22 protein-coding genes are annotated in these 20,684 nt (G+C 41.8%); 15 read left to right on the top strand and 7 right to left on the bottom strand.

From position 1 onward, the window contains the following. The first annotated feature begins 40 nt into the window (after positions 1–40). The 7 genes from M3204_RS19115 to recQ all read left to right on the top strand — a co-directional run bounded on the left by M3204_RS19115 (position 41) and on the right by recQ (position 7,998). Positions 41–1,516 carry a nicotinate phosphoribosyltransferase gene (locus M3204_RS19115; protein ID WP_251486217.1) on the top strand — a complete coding sequence of 492 codons (1,476 nt, stop codon included), beginning with the start codon at positions 41–43 and terminating at the stop codon, positions 1,514–1,516. 120 nt (positions 1,517–1,636) lie between these two features. Beyond that, positions 1,637–2,137: an RNA polymerase sigma factor gene (locus tag M3204_RS19110; protein ID WP_251486214.1), complete on the top strand. Its 501-nt coding sequence runs from the start codon at positions 1,637–1,639 to the stop codon at positions 2,135–2,137. Next, positions 2,124–3,104 (top strand): anti sigma factor C-terminal domain-containing protein, encoded by a 981-nt coding sequence (locus M3204_RS19105; protein WP_251486212.1) that lies wholly within the window; start codon positions 2,124–2,126, stop codon positions 3,102–3,104. Before M3204_RS19110 ends, M3204_RS19105 begins: the two co-directional genes overlap by 14 nt. 93 nt (positions 3,105–3,197) lie before the next feature. Then, positions 3,198–4,286 carry an ATP-binding protein gene (locus M3204_RS19100; RefSeq protein ID WP_251486208.1) on the top strand — a complete coding sequence of 363 codons (1,089 nt, stop codon included), beginning with the start codon at positions 3,198–3,200 and terminating at the stop codon, positions 4,284–4,286. Between the two features lie 148 nt (positions 4,287–4,434). After that, the gene (locus M3204_RS19095; protein ID WP_251486206.1) at positions 4,435–4,776 is read left to right on the top strand and encodes a hypothetical protein; all 342 of its coding nucleotides are present in this window, start codon (positions 4,435–4,437) and stop codon (positions 4,774–4,776) included. A 76-nt stretch (positions 4,777–4,852) separates the two neighbouring features. Beyond that, positions 4,853–5,635, top strand: coding sequence for a hypothetical protein (locus M3204_RS19090; protein WP_251486203.1), 783 nt, complete (start codon positions 4,853–4,855; stop codon positions 5,633–5,635). 233 nt (positions 5,636–5,868) lie between these two features. Next, positions 5,869–7,998, top strand: coding sequence for a DNA helicase RecQ (recQ, locus tag M3204_RS19085; protein ID WP_251486200.1), 2,130 nt, complete (start codon positions 5,869–5,871; stop codon positions 7,996–7,998). 37 nt (positions 7,999–8,035) lie between these two features. On the opposite strand, the gene M3204_RS19080 is transcribed toward recQ, so the two are convergent. Further along, the gene (locus tag M3204_RS19080) at positions 8,036–8,380 is read right to left on the bottom strand and encodes a DoxX family protein (RefSeq protein WP_251486197.1); all 345 of its coding nucleotides are present in this window, start codon (positions 8,378–8,380) and stop codon (positions 8,036–8,038) included. Positions 8,381–8,496: 116 nt separating this feature from the next. On the opposite strand from M3204_RS19080, the gene M3204_RS19075 reads away from it, so the two are divergent. The 5 genes from M3204_RS19075 (at position 8,497) to rlmD (ending at position 12,178) form a co-directional block, all read left to right on the top strand. After that, complete coding sequence (locus M3204_RS19075) at positions 8,497–8,919, top strand: hypothetical protein (RefSeq protein ID WP_251486194.1); 423 nt, start codon at positions 8,497–8,499, stop codon at positions 8,917–8,919. A gap of 191 nt (positions 8,920–9,110) precedes the next feature. Next, positions 9,111–9,752, top strand: a complete 642-nt coding sequence (locus tag M3204_RS19070; RefSeq protein WP_251486192.1) for a 2OG-Fe(II) oxygenase — start codon at positions 9,111–9,113, stop codon at positions 9,750–9,752. Between the two features lie 160 nt (positions 9,753–9,912). Then, on the top strand, positions 9,913–10,371 hold the full coding sequence (locus tag M3204_RS19065; RefSeq protein WP_251486189.1) for a BsuPI-related putative proteinase inhibitor: 459 nt from the start codon (positions 9,913–9,915) through the stop codon (positions 10,369–10,371). A gap of 13 nt (positions 10,372–10,384) precedes the next feature. Further along, positions 10,385–10,720 (top strand): DUF3221 domain-containing protein, encoded by a 336-nt coding sequence (locus M3204_RS19060; protein WP_251486187.1) that lies wholly within the window; start codon positions 10,385–10,387, stop codon positions 10,718–10,720. Positions 10,721–10,807: 87 nt separating this feature from the next. Next, complete coding sequence (gene rlmD / locus M3204_RS19055; protein WP_251486185.1) at positions 10,808–12,178, top strand: 23S rRNA (uracil(1939)-C(5))-methyltransferase RlmD; 1,371 nt, start codon at positions 10,808–10,810, stop codon at positions 12,176–12,178. Positions 12,179–12,345: 167 nt separating this feature from the next. On the opposite strand, the gene M3204_RS19050 is transcribed toward rlmD, so the two are convergent. From M3204_RS19050 to M3204_RS19035, 4 genes are read right to left on the bottom strand one after another with little or no spacing between them, the layout of a single operon-like run. Continuing rightward, positions 12,346–13,548: a hypothetical protein gene (locus M3204_RS19050; RefSeq protein WP_251486183.1), complete on the bottom strand. Its 1,203-nt coding sequence runs from the start codon at positions 13,546–13,548 to the stop codon at positions 12,346–12,348. 13 nt (positions 13,549–13,561) lie between these two features. Next, entirely contained in the window at positions 13,562–14,395 is an 834-nt protein-coding gene (locus M3204_RS19045; RefSeq protein ID WP_251486182.1) for a hypothetical protein, read from the bottom strand. Next, positions 14,392–15,081, bottom strand: coding sequence for an ATP-binding cassette domain-containing protein (locus M3204_RS19040; protein WP_251486179.1), 690 nt, complete (start codon positions 15,079–15,081; stop codon positions 14,392–14,394). Before M3204_RS19040 ends, M3204_RS19045 begins: the two co-directional genes overlap by 4 nt. Before the next feature lie 2 nt (positions 15,082–15,083). Then, on the bottom strand, positions 15,084–15,464 hold the full coding sequence (locus M3204_RS19035) for a GntR family transcriptional regulator (protein ID WP_251486177.1): 381 nt from the start codon (positions 15,462–15,464) through the stop codon (positions 15,084–15,086). 678 nt (positions 15,465–16,142) lie between these two features. On the opposite strand from M3204_RS19035, the gene M3204_RS19030 reads away from it, so the two are divergent. From M3204_RS19030 to M3204_RS19020, 3 genes are all read left to right on the top strand, one after another. Beyond that, a complete protein-coding gene (locus M3204_RS19030; protein ID WP_251486175.1) occupies positions 16,143–16,889 on the top strand; it encodes a Nif3-like dinuclear metal center hexameric protein in 747 nt (248 codons plus the stop codon). Positions 16,890–17,120: 231 nt separating this feature from the next. Further along, positions 17,121–17,924 (top strand): DNA-formamidopyrimidine glycosylase, encoded by an 804-nt coding sequence (gene mutM, locus M3204_RS19025; protein WP_251486173.1) that lies wholly within the window; start codon positions 17,121–17,123, stop codon positions 17,922–17,924. A 353-nt stretch (positions 17,925–18,277) separates the two neighbouring features. Next, positions 18,278–19,261: a tRNA dihydrouridine synthase gene (locus M3204_RS19020; protein WP_251486318.1), complete on the top strand. Its 984-nt coding sequence runs from the start codon at positions 18,278–18,280 to the stop codon at positions 19,259–19,261. Positions 19,262–19,500: 239 nt separating this feature from the next. On the opposite strand, the gene M3204_RS19015 is transcribed toward M3204_RS19020, so the two are convergent. Together M3204_RS19015 and M3204_RS19010 are read right to left on the bottom strand one after the other, a co-directional pair. Then, positions 19,501–20,070, bottom strand: coding sequence for a DUF6143 family protein (locus M3204_RS19015; protein WP_251486168.1), 570 nt, complete (start codon positions 20,068–20,070; stop codon positions 19,501–19,503). Then, a complete protein-coding gene (locus tag M3204_RS19010) occupies positions 20,063–20,605 on the bottom strand; it encodes a DUF6143 family protein (RefSeq protein WP_251486165.1) in 543 nt (180 codons plus the stop codon). The genes M3204_RS19015 and M3204_RS19010 overlap by 8 nt, the downstream gene beginning before the upstream one ends. Positions 20,606–20,684: the final 79 nt, after the last annotated feature.

Raw genomic sequence — 20,684 nt, 5'->3', positions numbered from 1 at the left:
TAAGTAACGCATTGATCGCAGTAAATTTGGAGGTTTTTTGATGAGCACAAAATTCACAGACGACAGCTTGATGCTGCACACGGACTTATACCAATTAAATATGATGGAAACGTACTGGCGCGACGGCGTTCATAACCGACGCGCGGTGTTTGACCTGTTTTTCCGTAAGCTTCCTTTTGGCAACGGCTATGCTGTTTTTGCCGGCCTGGAAAAAATCATCAGCTATATTGAGAACTTCGGCTTCACAGAAGATGATATTCAATATTTAAGAGAAGAAGAAAAGTTCGGTGAGGATTTCCTAAGCTTTTTAAAAGAGCTTCGCTTTACCGGAACGATCCGGGCGATGCAGGAGGGTGAAATCGTCTTTGCCAACCAGCCTCTTGTGAGAGTCGATGCTCCGCTTGCTGAAGCTCAGCTGATTGAGACGGCTCTTTTAAATATCGTGAACTACCAGACCTTGATTGCGACAAAAGCTTCCCGGATCAAGCAGGTTGTGAAGGATGAAGTAGCGATGGAATTCGGTTCGCGTCGTGCACATGAAATGGACGCTGCTCTTTGGGGAACGCGTGCTGCTTATATTGGCGGCTTTGATTCCACAAGCAATGTACGAGCGGGCAAGCTGTTCGGGATTCCGATTTCAGGTACGCATGCTCATTCCATGGTTCAGGCATACAGGGACGACTACACTGCTTTTAAAAAATACGCTGAAACACATGAGGACTGCGTATTCCTTGTTGATACGTATGACACCTTGAGATCAGGTGTGCCAAATGCGATAAAAGTCGCAAAGGAATTCGGCGATAAAATCAATTTTATCGGCATTCGCCTGGACAGCGGTGACTTAGCCTATCTTTCAAAGGAAGCCCGCAAAATGCTTGATGAAGCAGGCTTTAAGGATGCGAAAATCGTTGCATCCAGCGACCTTGATGAATATACGATCATGAACCTGAAAGCCCAGGGCGCGAAAATCGATGTTTGGGGAGTCGGAACAAAACTGATTACCGCTTATGACCAGGCTGCACTCGGCGCGGTTTATAAGATTGTTTCAATCGAAAGAGCCGATGGCTTGATGGAGGATACAATCAAAATTTCCTCCAACCCGGAAAAGGTGACGACGCCTGGCATCAAGAAGGTCTACCGAATCATCAATAAATCGAATAACCGCTCAGAGGGTGACTACATCACGCTCGAGGATGAAAATCCACAACAGGAAAAGCGTTTGAAGATGTTCCATCCGGTCCACACCTTCATCAGCAAGTTTGTCACGAATTTTGATGCAAGGGAGCTCCACCACGACATTTTTAACGATGGAAAGCTCGTATACAACCAGCCAAGCCTGGACGAAGTGCGTAACCATTCAAAGTACTGCCTGGGCGTACTGTGGGAAGAGTACACACGCATGCTTAATCCGGAAGAGTATCCAGTTGACCTCAGCCAAAAATGCTGGGACAACAAAATGCGCAATATAGAAGAAGTGAAAGAGAAAGTCATGGAAATGACTGGTGAGAAGATGTAATTGTGAGGACTGCTCTCCTTAGGGGGAAGTAGTCTTTTTTTTTATGGAAAAATTAACAAAAATATTGAGGAACGTGTTAACTTTTCAATAGGATAAACGTTATGTTATCGGGAGGTTGATATGGGAGATGCAAATCGAGATCTTAATAGTGAATTGAACATCGTCTATCGGTATTTGTTGAAGCAGGGGGTTCCACATACCGATGCGGAGGATATTGTTCAGGAAACGGCCTATAAATATTTGCTTTATAGTGATTCGATCCAGCCTTCGAGAACGCGCAGCTGGCTGATCCGGGTCGCACTGAATTACCATTTTGACCAATGCCGGAAGCTAAGGCGGGTAGAGTTGAATTTGGAGGATGACCGGCTTACATCGAATAGTGAAGAACAGCCGGAAAAAGTGATTTTGTCAAAAGAAAATTCAAGTGAGCTTGGGGAGGCGCTTGGCCGTCTAAAACCGCAATATCAGGAATTATTATTATTGAAATACCACAGCGGTCTCTCCTACGAGGAAATCTCGCAATTATTAAGTTTAAGCATGAACACAGTAAAAACTAATTTATTCAGGGCCAGGAAACAATTAGCGAAGGTGTTGAAGGAGGCAGCCTATGACAGAGAATAACGAAGACAAGATTCCACAAGATATTGATTTTATGAGCAGTCCTTCTGTGCAAAGGGTGATTAAAAAATCGAGCCGAAAGCAGACGATCAAGTATGCATTCATAGGGTTCCTGACGTCGGCAGTACTGTTGGCTGTTGTGTTTTTAGGCAGTGAATATCTGCTGAATAAACGGCTGCAGGAAAGCAATGATCCATTTCGGAATATGCTGCAGGGAGCGAATGTTTCAGAAAGAGGAACGTATTATATCCATAATGTGTTCAGTGTATTGAGTGAAACAACCTATTATAAAACAGTAGGCGATCGGCAGATTGTCTGGGACAAAAAAACAAAGAAGATCCCGGTTTTCGGAAGGGTAAAAACGATCAGCCAGGGAAGCGGCATGGTGCATGTGAATGGAATGAATGAAGAAGCAAAGAGGACGATCCGCTATAATGACTTCAATAATGAACGGAAGATCGATTTCTATTATCCTGGCCTGTCGTATGAATTTTTACCAAAGGAATTGGATATTGCTGTAGATTTGGATCAAGATCTGCTGGTTGAGGTCGCCGTGTCCTTCAAGGAGCCAATGACATTGGATCAGCTTAGCAAAACGCTCGGTCATGAAAATGTCAACTGGTTATGGGTGGATACGACGACGGAAGCCCAAAGAGCAAGGATGACTGACGAATTGGACGCTGACAGCTTAAAAATAAAAGGAGGCGGCAATGCTTTTGGTTTGGAAGTGACAGAAGCCTATCCTTATTCGGCCGAAAATGGGCAAGGATATATAGCCGCATTGGAAACGGTAAGCAAATCAAGCTCTTCTGCAAAAAAAGCATTGAAAGCAATCAAGGCTAATTCAAAAAATGGTGAACTGCACATCAGTGGAGCGGTAGTGACCGGCAGCCCGGAAGAATTGAAGCGTTTCAAGGATCTGGATTTTATCAGAGCGTCAGTACTTGGCGCAACAATCGACAAATATTAAGGAATTCACTACTAATTTCCTGTTTTTCTAAAGGATTTACCCTATGGATAAAGAATTATTAGAGAACGAATCTTTTTCTAAGGGTGTTGCCGTGTGACTGACCAGAAGAATAGGGTGGATTATGAACAGTTCATACCAAGAGAAACGGGCTTTATTTTTAAGTTCATCAAAAAAGACAACCAATTCATCCATACGTTTATTGAAGGCAAACTGATAGAAAAAGTAGGTCTATGCCCTAAGTGTGTTGTGGGGAAATCATTGTTCGAGTTTCTTCCGGCCGACCAGGCGATGCGCAAGGAGGCTTTTTATGAAAAGGCGTGGAATGGGGAGCATGTTAACTATGAAGGGAGTTTTGGTGGAATCCACTATCTGGCCATCCTGAATCCCGTTCGCCAAAACGGAGTGACGGTGGAGGTTATTGGTTCTACCATAGACATTACCAAGGAAAAAACAAGAGAGAAACAGGTCCAGCAAATGGAGAAACTTTCTGTAGTTGGAGAGTTGGCGGCAGGCATCGCGCATGAAATCAGGAATCCGCTCACCTCGTTGAAAGGTTTTGCCAAAATCGTCAAAGAGAGCGTTACGGATCAAGCATTGGTGCCGTATCTTGACATCATGCTGGATGAAATGGACCGGATCAATGAAATCGTCAACGAGTTCATGTTCATAGCCAAACCAAATGAAAACGTCAATTTCCAATATATCAACTTTCATAACCTATTAAAAGACTGTATCCATTTCATGGAACCACAGGCCAATTTAAAAAGCATTAAAATAGAATTCGATTCTGATATGCACATCATCTTGAATTGTGACCGGAACCTGATGAAACAAGTGCTGATCAATCTGCTGCAGAACGCGATTGAAGCTACGGAGGACAGCGGCCATTTTATCGAGGTGGTACTGGAGGAAGTGGTCCCAGATGCTATCATGGTGACGATCACCGACAAGGGCTGCGGAATATCTGACTCAAGATCGAAGAAGTTGTTCGAACCTTTTTATTCAACAAAGGAAAAAGGAACAGGATTAGGGTTAATTACATGCAAACGGATTATAGACCTTCACCAGGGCAGCATTGAGATCGAGAGCAAGCTTGGGGAAGGAACAACCATAAAGATTTTCATGCCCAAAAATCTGAAAATCGATATTAATCCATCACAACCAAAGCATCTAGTTGGATGATTGCAAAATAAGTTAGTGCCATGCTTCGAGGAGGTATGGCTTTTTTTACACTTGATTTATCCAATTATTGTATAAATTTGTATATTTTTATAATTTTTATAAATATAATTTAGTAGAATTGATTCTTTTTTAAAAAGGAGGTGACCACATGCTATTTGTGGTTTCAGCTTTTGTTTTTGTACTTGTTTCAATTGTGTTAATTAAAAGAGGTGGTATTCAAAATCCTTTCTCGAAGGGAGTTGCGCTGGCTGCTGCGCTAGCAATGATTTCGGGTGTGAGTCTAGCGCAAAACTACACTCATAGTTTGATTCCTGAAGCCAATGATGGAATTTCGATTTCCAACCAGGTGGCGTACTGGATTATTGGTGAAGATGGATGGAGTCAAGAAAGCTTTAAAAATACATTTGAACAGTCTGTTTACCTGACATTGCTTTTGATTGCTGCATATCCCCTTGTACTTTTGATAGAATCAAAATTTCCAAAGAAGTAAGCGAGCAGCACTTTTAAAAGAACTAATCTAGTACAACAAAGCAGTGAAAAATAATAATTTAGGGTGGCCAGCAGGCATGAAAAAGAGTCTTTTGGTTGTTATTTTCCTTCTAAGTATGCTTTTTTCGGGATACTTGGGCTATGCATCGAGAGGTTCTTCCGGGGAAGAAAAAGTCGTTGATACAGCGAAGGCAGGTGTAATCCAAAAATCAGGAGTAGTTGAAGAAAAGGGCATTACAAAGAGTTTAACGTATTGGATTGATGGGGTCCCGAGACCCGGAACCGAGGCAATTATAAAAAATGGCAAGTTATTCATATCAGCAGAATACATCACCAATGCTTTAGGAATCCCTTACGAGTATCAATCAGAAGAGAAATTGGTGAAATTGGGCCGCAATATTAACGAACGAGTTGTCCAAGAAAAGTTCTTCATTCAAGATAAAATGAATTATTTAAGCTATTTGACGACCTTCAAGCAAGCGGAAGCCATTCTAGGTAAGCCTTTAAGCAGCAAAAAAAGCTTTAATGAGTGTACATCAAATGAAGAAATTACTGCCGTCTATAAGGATGCAGAAATATTATTCATTTATGATGTCAGCGATCAACAATATCATATGAGCGACATTACTGTCCTTAGTGAACATATTACGGCGGAAAAAGGCATTTTGATTGGCTCTACAATAGAAGAACTCCGTGAAGCTTATGGCGATTTGGTTCCTTTTCCAGGTTATGAAGACGAACAGGTATCGGAAGGCTTTTCTGGGAATGGTATGGTTCGATATGGAATTAAAGAATCCTTGTGGTTTGAGTTGGAAAATGGTCGTGTCGTCCGTTTTGGCAAAAGACTGCCACATTGTTAAAAAATCAAGACGAACTCATTTAGTGGTCTTTCAATAGTGAAAGACTTTTTTTATTTGGCTAATTTGAACACTATAATGGAAAAAATGAATTTGTACCCGTTTGGATCGATTTTTAAAACGATTAACGGCCTCGTTTCTTAAAGGCTCGCCAACCGCTTGGATTTTCGTTTATACTGGAATAGTAAGCCCTCTATAATCCCCTCAAAATTTCTCACTGAAAGGAGCCACCTATTTTGCTTCAAAAAGCCCGTGAATTATTGCAAAATCATTTTGGTTATTCTTCTTTTCGCCATGGCCAGGAACAGGCGATCAGTTCTGTGCTTGAAGGTAAGAACACCGTCTGTGTGATGCCGACTGGCGGCGGAAAGTCGATTGTCTATCAAATCCCGGCGCTTGTATTGCCGGGGACTACCATCGTCATTTCCCCGTTGATTTCTTTGATGAAGGACCAGGTCGATACGCTCATCCAGCATGGCATCCCGGCAACGTACATCAACAGTACGCTGACAGCCGGGGAAGCAGCGGCCCGGATGGACGATGCGAGGAATGGAAAGTACAAGCTGTTGTACATCGCGCCCGAGCGTCTTGGATCTTGGGAGTTCATGGACGACCTGCAGGACATGGATATTCCGCTGATCGCTGTTGACGAAGCGCACTGTATCTCGCAGTGGGGCCATGATTTCCGCCCGAGCTATCTGCAGATATCCGGACTGGCTGACCGATTGCCAAGGCAGCCAATCGTGCTCGCCCTGACGGCAACAGCAACGCCGAAGGTCAGGGAGGATATTTGCGCCTCACTAAAAATAAACCCTGAGAACACGGTCATCACCGGATTTGAACGGGAGAATTTGAGTTTCTCGGTGATCAAGGGCCAGGATCGCCAGACATTCATGAAGGAATTTGTTAAAAAGAATGAAAAAGAAGCTGGCATCATCTATACGGCGACGAGAAAGAACGTCGACCAGCTTTATGAATGGCTGCAGAGGGAAGGCGTCAATGCCGCCCGCTATCACGCAGGCATGAATGATGTTGACCGGAACAGCGAGCAGGATCGTTTTTTACAGGATGAAGCAACGGTAATGGTCGCGACTTCTGCATTCGGTATGGGTATTGATAAAAGTAATATAAGGTACGTAATTCACTTCCAGCTGCCGAAGAATATGGAGAGCTACTATCAGGAGGCCGGCCGTGCCGGGCGTGATGGTTTGGACAGCGAATGTATCGTGCTGTATTCATCACAGGATGTCCAGGTCCAGCGTTTCCTCATCGACCAGTCAGCGGACCGCGAGCGGATTGGTCCTGAGCTTGAAAAACTTCAGCAAATGGTCGGCTACTGTCATACCGAGGAATGCCTGCAATCGTACATTCTTCATTACTTTGGCGAAACCGAAACGGAGCCATGCGGCCGCTGCGGAAACTGTATAGATTCCCGTGAAACCCAGGATGTCACGAAGGACGCGCAGATGGTGCTGTCGTGCATCATCCGGATGGGCCAGAAATACGGCAAGGCGATGACCGCTAATGTACTGACCGGTTCGAAAAATAAAAAAGTCATTGAGTTTGGTCTGAACAGACTGCCGACATACGGATTGATGAAAGATCGTAACGCCAAGCAGGTGAACGACCTGATCGAATTTTTGATCTCCCAGGAGCTGATAGGCGTTGAGCATGGCACGTATCCAACCATTTATGTGCCGCCGAAAGGCAAAGATGTCCTTCTTGGCAAAACTCAGGTTTTCAGGAAGGAAGCCGTTCAAATTAAACAGGTTTCCAATGATGATCCGTTATTTGAAGAGCTTCGTGCCTTGAGGAAAGAGATCGCGGAGGCGGAGAAAGTGCCGCCGTTTGTGATTTTCTCAGATTCGGCGTTGAAGGATATGTGCTTAAAGCTGCCTCTGACAGATAAGGAGTTCCTTAATGTCAGTGGAGTAGGCGAGCATAAACTGTCTAAGTACGGAGCCCCTTTCATTCAAAAAATCATCGAATTTTGCGAGGAGCATCCAGAACGGCAGCCAGACATGAATGTTGTTGCAGCTCCGCCAAAACCGGCGAGGAAAGCCGTCGGCGATTCTCACCTTGGAACATATAAGCTCCATCAGGACAAGCTGACGGTTGCCGAGATTGCCACTCAACGGGAGCTGGCTGAGAGCACGGTCGAGAACCATCTGATCCAGTGCATCCAGCAGGGAATGGAAGTCGACTATTCAGTGCTGATCCCAGCGCAGTATATCGATGATCTGGAGAAAGCCGTTGCAGAAGCGGGCCGCGACAGGCTCAAGCCGATTAAAGAACTCCTTCCTGATGAAGTCAGTTATTTTATGATAAAAGCATTCTTATATATGTCTAAGCAAAAAGTGAATTAACGTAAAAAGACGGAACTGGGCAAGTTCCGTCTTTTCCTTATATAAGCAAAAAAAACAATGCAAATGAACAGATGCCAATTACAGCAATCGGCATCGTTTCTTGAAAACGATCTTTTACACGGAGATGGGTAAGGACCCCGCCGATAGCGGTAAACCCAAGCAATATTGCCCCTGCAGCAGCATAATCATTATGCCAAAAACCAATGATCAATAACCCTGCACCGACCAGCTCCACAATCCCGGTGACCAAACGAAACCACTGCGGAAGCCTCCATTGGATGAAATTTTCTTTATGCATTCTTGAACCTAAAACCTTCCCGGCCCCTGCACCCAGAAAAATAAAAGCTAATATTCCTTTCAACACGAATGAAGCAATTGACATATCAATCCCTCCCCTTCATTAAATATAAGAAAGTTATTTTGATAATATTCATCTTTAATAAATTGATAGTAAATATATGGTAAAATTAAATCAATCTTATGATTGGGGTCGGTCTCATGCATCCAATAACTATTATTGAAATTCTGTTCGCTATCGGTATTGTGGCCGTGCTTCTTGTCCTCGCTTTTCTTTTACCGAGAAATATCCGTAAAATCAGCCTGACTGTTGTACTGTGCGTGGCCCTGGTGGAGAGTGCTTTCTTTGCGATTCGCCCATTTTGGATTGACTATCACGTTGGGATCAAAATCGAGCAATTAAATGAACATCTCGAAAAGAAGTACCCGGGTGAAGATTGGGAAATCAGCAGACGAACTAGCCGCAACTACAATCCTTATCATCTAGAAGTAAGGTTTGATAATGAGAAGGCATGGGTTTACACCTATTCCGTAAATAAGAATGAAATTAAACAGGTAGGCATCGGTGTTCCTGATTACCAGCTAGACGATGAAGGAATGCATTATGAGGGTTTAGGAGATTGAGTGAAGTTACTAAAATGTAAAAATATTTAGATAGAAATCTATCATTCCCCGTTGTAAAATGATTAAAACGATCAACCATATCCATTTTGAACTACAGGAGGAAACACCGGAACTTAACGAATGAATAAATGCATCTGTGTATAAAAATATCTAATTTTTCAGAAAAATAATCATTCAAGAGGTTGATGAAAATGACAATGGATGCAACGGTTAAGGAACCTACTATTTTTAATCATACAGGCAATAAAATAAAGACAGATGATCGAGAAATAAACATCATTGCCAGATTAGAAGAACCCCTGATTGTCATTTTAGGGAATGTTTTAAGCGATGAAGAATGTGAGGCGCTCATCAGGATGTCGCAGGACCGGATGCAGCGGTCAAAGGTTGCGAATTCACTGGAAGTGGATGAACTCAGAACAAGCAGCAGTATGTTTTTCCAGGAAAGTGAAAATGATCTGGTTGCAAAAGTTGAAAAAAGAGTTTCCCAAATTATGAGTATACCGATTGAACATGGAGAAGGCTTGCAAGTTCTTAATTATGAAGTCGGTCAAGAGTATAAGGCTCATTTTGACTTTTTTTCATCACCAACTGTAAAAAATCCAAGAATCAGTACGCTTGTCATGTACTTAAATGATGTAGAGCAAGGCGGAGAAACGTATTTCCCTAAACTCAATTTCTCAGTAACACCACAAAAGGGAATGGCGGTCTATTTCGAATACTTCTATGATGATCAAAGCTTAAACGATTTAACATTACACGGTGGAGCACCAGTAATCATTGGCGATAAATGGGCCGCAACACAGTGGATGAGAAGGAAAGTATATAGGTAAGCAGGGGGCGGTTCTCCTGCTTCTGTTTTTTATGAGGAGACCTGGGCTTCCTCTTTTTTTAATGGTGCCATTTATTTCACTGTCCATGTAACATTTTGACCTCTTTCTCTGACAAATATAATGAAGGATTATTTGATGAATTCATCAGGAGGAGCGGGCGATGAGAAAATTATTGATGGTTTTGCTGCTGGGAATACTGGTTTCTGGATGCGGGACGGAAAATAGGGTAAATAACAATCAGAATGATGTTAAGAACGAAGGAGGGCAAGGGATCGTGGCAGGAGAGATGGCTGCAAGCTTAAAAGAGGAAAGCCCGTTAATTTTTCAATATGAAGTGAAGAATCAGACGGAAGAAGAAATAACCCTTGAATTTACGAGCTCTCAACGATTTGATTATTCGGTAAAAACAAAGGATGGCAAGGAGATATTTCTTTTCTCAAGTGTCGCTTCCTTTTTGCAGGCATTGGGAGAAGAGAAAGTGAAGCAGGGAGAGTCGCTGACTTATGAAATCGATCTGCATGAACTGTCTCTCGGAAAAGGAGAATATATTCTTACTGCATGGATGACTCCGAAGGACGGAAAAAAGTACGAAGTGACGAAAGAGTTTACCGTGGAGTAGGGAGAGAATTAGCATGAGGGCGATTAAATTCTTTTTCCTAATCATAATCGTGCTATTAGTTAGTCTTGGTGGCTGTGCAAAAGCTCAGGATTCGGGAGAGGGTTTTATTTTAGAGGTTAACGATCATTCAATTTTGGTTGCGCAAAATATTAGTCTTGCAAAATACAACGAGTTAAAAGATGTTTCCAGCAAGGCGTTAATCGATCAGGGCGGGCTGGAGTTAATCTGGCTGACATATGGAACAACTGATGAGTTTCAAAAAGGCGACCATGTTGTGTTCTGGATTGACGGCGGCGTGAGAGAAAGCTACCCAGAGCAGGCCGATGCAAAGAAAGTAGAACGTAAATAATCTTTTCCCTGGGCCGGAGCTTTTCGCATTCCGGCCTTTAATATGATAAAATCTGATTTAGCTAATTTACAGCAAAGGACGGAAACGATGAACAAAACAATCCCGGTTAAAAAGAACGATTATATAGATGTTGAGTTTGAGGATTTGACGCATGACGGGGCGGGTGTGGCAAAGGTTGACGGCTACCCGATTTTCGTCCCGGGAGGGCTTCCAGGTGAAAAAGCGAAAATCAAAGTGATCAAGGCAAACAAGGGCTACGGCTTCGGGCGCTTGATGGAGATCCTTGAAAGAAGTACATTCCGTGTTGAGTGCCCTGCTGAGGATGCCCATAAATATGGCGGCTGCCAGCTCCAGCACATTAACTATGAGGGCCAGCTGAAGTATAAGGAAAATCAGGTCAAGCAGGTACTGACACGGATTGGCAAGCTTGAGGACGTTAAAGTGCATCCAATCTTAGGAATGGAGAATCCGTGGCACTACCGAAACAAAGCTCAGGTGCCAGTTGGCGAAAAGGACGGCAAGCTGATCGCAGGATTCTTCAAGCCGCGCAGCCATGAAATCGTCGACACGAATGAGAGTCTGTTGCACCTTCATGAAATTAATGAAGCTGTACAGGCGGTAAAAGAAATCGCCAGCGAGCTCGGGATTCAGCCATATAATGAGGAGTCCCATAAAGGTGTACTCCGTCACATCATGGCCCGTTATGGCAGGCAAACTGGAGAGCTGATGGTTGTCATCGTGACCAGGACGAATGAAATTCCTAGTAAGAATCAATTGGTCGAAAAAATCGTTGCACAGCTTCCTAAGGTAAAATCAATCGTTCATAACGTTAACTCGAAGAAAACGAATGTAATCATGGGGGATAAAACAGAAGTCCTTTGGGGCAGCGAGGTCATCTATGATTTTATTGGAGACATCAAGTTCGCCATCTCAGCGCGATCATTCTACCAGGTCAATCCTGAACAGACAAAGGTGCTCTACGACAAAGCACTCGAATACGCAGAGCTGACAGGCGAAGAATCGGTCATTGACGCCTACTGCGGCATCGGCACAATCTCGTTATTTTTAGCGCAAAAAGCAAAGAGGGTATTCGGCGTAGAAATCGTACCTGAAGCCATCGAAGATGCAAAACGAAACGCAGAACTGAACGGAATCACAAACGCGGAATTCGCAGTAGGAGAAGCTGAAACAGTTATTCCTGCATGGTACGATGAAGGCAACAGCGCCGATGTGTTGGTCGTCGACCCTCCGCGAAAGGGTTGCGACGAAGCACTGCTGAAAACCATCATCGATATGAAACCGAAGAAGGTTGTGTACGTATCCTGTAACCCGGCCACCTTAGCCAGAGATTTGCGAATACTGGAAGATGGCGGGTACAAGACGATTGAAGTGCAGCCTGTGGATATGTTTCCGCAGACGACACACTGTGAAGCTGTTGCCAAAATTGTACTTGCATAAATGTGAGAGCCTTATCCTTTGGTGGATAAGGCTCTTGTAGTATCAGTAAATTATACTAATTGATAAAGCCATTTAGAATCTGGAATGAGACGCACGAACTGTCCTCAATTCTGTTCCATGTCTGGTTTCAATTCCACCCAGAAGGAAAGCCCCCATTGCCTATTGTCTTATTTCACATATATTTCGTGTAGATATAGCTCGAACTGCCTTGTTTCTTTCGATGAATCTTCTAAAGTTACTTGACCTCTAAAAAGTATTTCACCTTTATCTGCATCCGCAACAACCACATCCGCATTTAATTGTGAGGAAGCAATATAGAGTTTACCATCTTTTATGGTTGTCAATTGACCATCCACATGACCATTCTCACCTGAGAGTTTAATACTATATGCCTTTCCAGCATGATTGTCTACTATGCTATAAGGAGTTACTACCAGCTCTTGCCCATCTAATCTCGTGAAATAAATGAGAGAGCCGTCAAAGAAGCTGAGTTGATTCTCATCTAATCGCAATTCTGGTACATCAATTGTTTCTTTTTCTTTTGTTACTAAATTGTAGGAAATGATTTCTTGGTTTATAAATTCTTCTCTTATAGATTCCATATCTTCAATCACTTTTAGTTCCGTTTTTACAATAATCAGGTGGTTATTCGCTTCTGTCGGGGTGGTTTCAACTAGTCGTACGTTGATACGAGTATCACTTTGTCCATTCGTGGTGTCTACTATGGCTTCATGGTCACTTATTTTTTGATTAGCTATATTGATCGTATAGATATGTGCTTCTTCAGAGAAATTATCATTATTTCTCGTCATATTTCTGGTAATAAGGTATAACTCACCCTCAACCTTCTGTACATCATCCACAGAAATATACTCGAGTTCTCCACTATCAGGAACTTCCTCCGTGAAGGAGTCAATGCTACCGTCTTTTTTGTTTAACACTGAAATATGAAACTTAAAGTCTCTTGATCTTAATGAATCTAATCTATAATCTACAGTGGCATAAGCCAGAAATTCCTCGTTTTCGAAAAAATAGTTAACGAGTGGATCTTTACCACGCATGAAAGTCCGATATTTTTCTTGGAAATCCTTGATTACAGTTGGAGGCTGTCCGATTAGCTTGTCTAGAAAGGAACGGCTATCGTATGTAGATCCATCTGAAGTGACTTTTAAGTTTGTACCTACATAACTCATTGAAGAAGTATATGACCCCTCCAACACCAATGGCTTTATTTCTTCTGCATTACCACTTATTGTTTTGATCACGAACTCTGGATGTGATTCCGCTGACATAGTAGAAGAGACATAGAAGGTTCCAATGCTAAGCACTATAATGGTAATGGTCGCTATAAACTTCCAGTATTTTTTCATGTAAAAACACTCCTTATACGGTGATCTTTTTCGTTAATAGGAATCTGCTCATCCAAATAGATGCTGCCAGTATAATCAAACCCGTAATGATTTCAAGCACCAATAATTCAACCGGATAGAAATACCCATTAAGAACAAATTCTTGTAGAAGTAACGGTAAAATAAAAATCACCGATGCAATCGCAATATATACAAGGCCAGCAAAAATCCCTTTCCACCTGAAACTTCTTTCCATTAAGATTGCGGTAAATATAACAGAAACAACCAACAAACCTGTTCCATAATATAAGATCAGTTCGACGAAGCTTCCTGGGATAATAATGGATAGTTCAGGCATATTTGTCAAAAGTTCACCTACACCCATATCGCTTCTAAACTCTTCTGGTACCATTGTTTTCATGAACAATATCTCGACCGGCAGTAAAATGAGTTGGAAGGCAACTAAGCCAAATGTCATGATAAGGATAGTGGTGATTTTTGCATAAAAGATATTCAATCTTGTGGTTGGAAGCATTAGTAATCGGTAAATAAAGGTGTTTTTCCCCAACCAATCACGATACCAAATGAGGAAGATGTAAAAACCTACACCAGCAATGCATATTGCGATTGGCCCTAAAAACCATACACTTCTTATGATTTGAAAGAAGCTCATATGACCGAAAGACTCCAGAAATTGTGCCTTTGGCATGAATTCTTCATAAATTTTTTTATCAGCCATATTTAAGTAGCTCTTTGATTGCACAATCACTCCGATGACTTGCACAATAAATGTGAAACTTAGTAAAACGGCAAATAGTTTAGCAACACGGTTAAATTCAAAATTAACGAGTTTTAAGTAATTCCTCATCGCTGATACACCTCTCTCATTACATCAATGACAGACTTTCCTTCGATTTCGCGTGCTTCTTCCGCACTGAATTCCTTGGACACCATTCCATCATCCAACAGGACAACCTTATCTATTAAATGTTCGATATCTCCTACCTCATGAGTTGTAATAATAACGCCGCGATTTTCAATCAAGTGACTTGTAAACACATTGGCAATATCCTCTCGACTGAACATGTCAATTCCAGAGAATGGCTCATCCATTAATACATAATCCACATCTAGTGCTAATCCAAGGAGCAGATTCACCTTTGCTGTATTTCCCTTTGAGAGGGAAGAAATTCGATCGCTTTGATTCAATCTAAAAAAGCCTAGTAATTCGGTTGCGCGTTCCTGATTCCAACAATGATAAAAGTCGTCCATAAACTCCATAGCCTCTGCGATCGTCATGTGTGGAAGCATCGTAATGGCATCAGGGATAAAAGTGATCTTTTCGAAAGTATGTTTATCTAACGTTTTTCCGTCTATAAGAATTTGGCCTTTATTAATGGGTGTAAGCGCCATAATTGCATTTAGGATGGTCGTCTTGCCAACTCCGTTTATGCCGATTAAACAAGTGATTTCACCCTTTTTAGCTGTAAAAGAAACGCCTTTTAATATTTTCTTGCGTCCATATTTCTTTTCAACCGCTTTTACTTCAATCATATTTAAGCCTCCTTATCCACGTTTGCCTTGTATTTTTCCTTAACCAAGTCAAGGAGCTCCTCGACTGGTACATTAATCGAACGAACAGATGTCACAAACATATCAACTGCCTCAACAAGCAACTCATTTCTTACATTTCCTAAAACTTGTTGATCTGTGGTGATCTTGCTTGGATGATTCTTTTCCGTATAAATCAAACCCTGTTCCTCCATTTCCTTATACGCTCGCTGCGCAGTGTTTGGATTCACTTTCATCCTATTTGCCAATTCCCGCCTTGATGGGATTTCTTCTCCAGGCTCTAATACTCCATTTACGATTTGTTCCTTAAAATAACGAACAATCTGTAAATAGACAGGATCCCGATTATTAAAATTTACAGTCATTGAAACAACTCCTATACGACCTATTAAGAAATTAGGTCATTTTAAGTGTGTGTATTAAGTAGTTCATACGCTATATGTGTATTATATGGTTAGTACACTATACATGTCAATTCTGTTTTTGGTATTTTTTTCTTATAAAGCGGACAAGAGGGGTTTTTCTCTAAATCAATTAGATAGAGAGAATAATGAAACCCCTCTGATCAAAGAGAGAATCAGTATGTATTGTGCTTATCTTAAAAGAAGTGTAACTCACCAACATCTCATGTATTGCCACATACACTCTGCACATGTGAAGTGTGTAGCGTTGATAGAGTTGAAGTAGCTTGGTATGAATAGGTTTAGTGGATTTTAGTTGAATGTTGAAGTATGTTTTATGTTCCCTCGGACTAATGGTTCGGGGGTTTTTGCCCCCGGGGTCCACTTTTAGGCAGAATAAGTAATTTACATAAAGGTTAGAGGTTTGTTTAATTAAATGGTATAATATGGATGAAACCGATGTTTGAGAAAGAACGGTGAAGGAATTTAAGGAAAATAAAATGAAATACAATTTCTTCGATTTAGCTATGGATAAATCAAAATCTGTTAGAACGCCATAATCAATAAATGATATTTGGAAGAACGCAGTAGGGATATGCAGACAAGGTAGGGCAAAACATGATGAATTGAGGAGGAAAGTCTATGGATGTTACATATATTGTTGGAAGAATTAATGGTCTGTTTAACATTATAAATGAGGAAATCTATTCAAAGGAATCTGGGCTTACATACCATGCGGATAAAAAAGTTAAGAAGTTAGGGTACAGTGTTAACTTAACGCTTGATACGATAGAGGAAGCGAGAATTCAGGGTGTTGACATGATGGTGACACACCATGATGCATGGGGTGAATTATATGAATTAAAAGAGGCATGCATAGAAAAACTAGCGGAATATGGTATTAGTCACTACTATAATCACCTGCCGCTTGATGACTGTAACTTTGGAACCAATGATAGTTTATTAACGAAATTGAATTTAGAGATCGTTAAAAGAACCCACGAATGGGAAGGGTTATATTTTGGCAGAGTCGCAGAATCTGATGAAGAAATCGAATTTAAGGAATTAGTAAATCGTATGGTAAATCTACTAGAAGAACCAGTTAAATTTTGGCGGTTCAATGACAAGAAGGTGAAACGAGTGGGCTTAGTCTGTGGCAATGGCGCGCCAACAGATTGCCTTAAAGAAGCAGTTGAAAATGAGTGTGATGTATACATTACAGGGGAATGCAATTTGTCTACGATTCAATATGCTCAGTTTAAACGAATCAATCTTATCATTGGGAGTCATACTTTCACAGAGCTTTTTGGGATTGAAAGTTTAGCATTGAAATTGAATGAGAATATAAAAGAACTTGAAGTAGTGAGACTTAATGAAGGGCATTATTAAGCGAATATTAAATAAAACAAAATAACAGAGAACTAGCTCGAAAACTTGACCTGCACCCCATGGTTGCTATAGTTATCGTCGTAATGATACGAGAAGAACGAATTCTTATTGAAGGAATTCGTTTTTTTTTGTGATTTTTTAGCGATGGTGAATTCCCGCATTCCAGCCATTAATAATAACTCACCAGTAGGAAATACTGTATAAACAAACTGTAAAATGGAGGACAAAATTATGCCTGAATTGCCAGAGATGGAAACATATAAAACAATGCTGGGGTCATTGATAGGCGGGCAAAAAATTTCGGGTGTTGAGATTGGGCGGGAAAAGTCTATTAACGTACCGGTTGACGGGTTAACTATGCAAGTTTCAAATCAAGCTATAAAAACGATTACTAGAAGAGCTAAATATTTAATTTTTCAATTACAGGATGGAAAATGTTTATTATTGCACCTGATGCTTGGCGGATGGATGTTTTTTGGCAAGGAGGAAGATAGACCAAACAGGACCATTCAAGTAAAGCTATCATTCGGGGAACAACATTTATTCTTCATTGGACTGCGATTGGGCTACCTGCATCTTTTATCACCTGAAGAGGTCCAAGAAGAGTTTGAAAAACTGGGACCAGAAGTGCTTGATCCTGATTTTACATTGGATGCCTTTCATCAATTAATGCATAAAAGGAGAGGAACAATTAAAACAACCTTAATCAACCAAGAAGTGCTAGCTGGAATCGGGAATGGGTATTCGGATGAGATTCTTTGGCATGCAGAGATTCGACCTGATAAAAAAATCAATGATCTTGAGGATCAACAATTATCACGGCTATATCATTCGATTCAGTTCATCCTTAAAAGAGGGATACAACAAGGCGGTTATATGGAAAATCCGCTATATAAAGGGGATGCCAAAACAGGAGGCTACCAATTTTATGTTTATGACAGAGAAGGTAAAGAATGTTCTCGCTGCAATGCGTCCATTATAAAAAGTGAAATCTCTTCGCGGAAAACTTTCTTTTGTCCCAATTGCCAGAAATAAATTAAGATGAACACGGAATAACAAACCAAATTCGTGCGTGGCATAACTCGTTTTACATATGTAACCCCAAAAGTAAACCTTTTGCCAGTCCGACCCCGATTCCGTTCGGGGTCTTTTTGCTGTATAGTCCGGGAGGGGACTCTGCCGTTTTTCTTAATCAGTTTTGGCAGCAAAATATTATTTTAACTCACCCAGTGGAATGCTATGATTGGAAAGTTAAAATTACCATTCCCACTAGATTGATAAAAAGTGCTTTATCATGGTATAAGTGTTAATGGAGCAAGAGCATTCTGCTTTTAATTTTGGGGTAAGGGAAGTTCAGTTATCCCATGATGAGAGGATTTGAACTATTTATGAAAGAAAACTTCTGGCGTGATTTACCACGGCCATTTTTTATATTGGCACCAATGGAAGAAGTGACAGATGTTGTTTTTCGCCATGTGGTGAGTGAAGCGGCAAGACCTGATGTGTTTTTTACAGAGTTTACAAACAGTGATAGTTATTGCCACCCTGAGGGGATCAAGAGTGTGCGCGGGCGTTTGACTTTTACAGAGGATGAGCAGCCCATTGTCGCCCATATATGGGGAGACAAGCCTGAATACTTCAGGCAGATGAGTATTGGTATGGCGGAAATGGGCTTTAAGGGTCTGGATATCAATATGGGCTGTCCGGTACCCAATGTGGTACAGAATGGAAAGGGGAGCGGCCTGATCCGTCGTCCGGATGCGGCAGCAGAATTAATCCAGGCGGCAAAAGCGGGAGGATTGCCTGTAAGTGTTAAGACAAGGCTTGGTTTCTCAGATGTAGACGAATGGAAGAGCTGGCTGAAACACATTCTGGAGCAAGACATTGCTAATCTTTCCATTCATCTGCGCACAAGGGATGAAATGAGCAAAGTGCCTGCGCATTGGGAGTTGATCCCGGAGATTAAAAAGCTTCGCGATGAGGTGGCGCCGGATACCCTGCTGACGATCAATGGGGATATCCCTGACCGTCAGACTGGCTTAGAGTTGGTTGAGCAATATGGTGTTGATGGAGTAATGATTGGCCGCGGTATTTTCCATAATCCATTTGCCTTTGAAAAGGAGAAGAAGGAACATAGCAGTGACGAATTGCTCGATCTCTTAAGATTGCATATGGATCTCCATGACCAATATTCGCATCTAGAGCTGCGGCCGTTCACGGCTCTTCATCGCTTTTTCAAAATCTATGTCAAAGGATTCCCCGGGGCGAGTGGATTGAGAAATGAATTAATGAACACAAAGTCAACGGCTGAAGTGCGGGAATTGCTTGGTGAATTTGCGTCAAAGAATTCTAATGGAGTCGAAAACAATTAAAGCAGTATGATGTTGCTAACGGAATCAGCTGATACTGGTTCCGTTTCTTTTTTTAAGTAAATCACCAGCACCCCTTTTACCGTCAATTACAGTCCAAGCATCTTGAAAACAGCGATGAAAAAGAGCCTTTTCCTCCTTGAAGGATGAGGCTCTTTTAGTAGATTGTCTAGTTTGTTTTTCCGTGAAAGCATGCTAATTTCACCCCCCTCATGCTCCGAACAAATACCGCACCTTAAACTTTACTCTTTTTCCTCCCACCAGCCAAAGGCGACTCTTGCATGTACCTGCTTTTTTGCCGGGGAAAGAAAGAATAAGGAAAAGGAACTTCCAGGAGGGATGATAAACATACCTTGGAAGTCATGTTTTGTAAGGGTTGTAATCGGCTCAACCCTCCTTACAAAGGCGTTAGTACCCATGCTTGGTTTTCCTGCAATGAAGCTGGCGCTTTTAATATCCGCCCGGGGCATTGGCGGCGGATTTAAGACTTGGTTCCCGGCAGCGAAATGCGGCGATGTTTTTCCGTTTCCGGGAAGAATGCTGCCTATCCAAGCTTCAGTGGTTAATGGCTCATTGGAATAGTTGCTAATGGTATATGCGTTCAAGAATATATTCACATTGGAGTCCGCCGGGTTGACCAATCCGCCCCATCCGTTGTATCCACCACCGAAGGATATAAGATCTGTTTGACCGAGAAAGTACTCACCGAGATAGGAGTGATACACATTTTCGGGCAGTACGGTGACCTCATTGAGGTGTTTTTCGCTATCCATTGACTCAAAGTTCATGGCTGTCTTCTCATGATCATGCATTGGCCGCTTCCTCCCACCAGGTCAAAACAACTGTCCCTGAGATGTATTGATAACCCGGCGGTCTTAGAAGTATGGAGAATGAGTCTCCGGGACCAATAATGATGGAGCCATTGTGTGAGTCACTTACAAGGGTGGAATTTTGGTTAACAATTCGATCAAATATATTCACACCTTTGGTCATGGGCTCAGCAGAATAACCAGCATATTTCATTACTGCCTTTGGAAGTGGAGAAGGTGAGATCGTCTGATTTGTTGGAGTTACATGGGAAGAGACTGCTGCATTTCTTGGAGGAACGGCGTTTAACCAGATCTCACTGATGAAATTTTGATTTGAAAAGTTTGTGATCGTAAAAATATCAATATACACATTGACCCCAGAACCAACCTGATTTACGATTCCACCCCACGCGTAATATCCACCGCCGAAATTCAGCAATCCGGTTTTGCCGATAAAGTATTTCCCGCGCCTTGAATTTAAGGCAGGACTGGTTACATTCACCACTTCAATTGTCTGTTTATCCATTTCATTTGGCATACCATTTCTCCTAACTGTTCATTTTTCAGAATATATAATATGAAACAGTGTGGGCAGGAGTTCTTTGTGCTGGGAGGGA

The sequence above is a fragment of the Mesobacillus subterraneus genome (assembly GCF_023715485.1).
Taxonomy (GTDB): domain Bacteria; phylum Bacillota; class Bacilli; order Bacillales; family Cytobacillaceae; genus Mesobacillus; species Mesobacillus subterraneus_B.
Note: the sequence above shows the minus strand (reverse complement) of the source record. Positions and strands in the feature narration are given on the sequence as shown.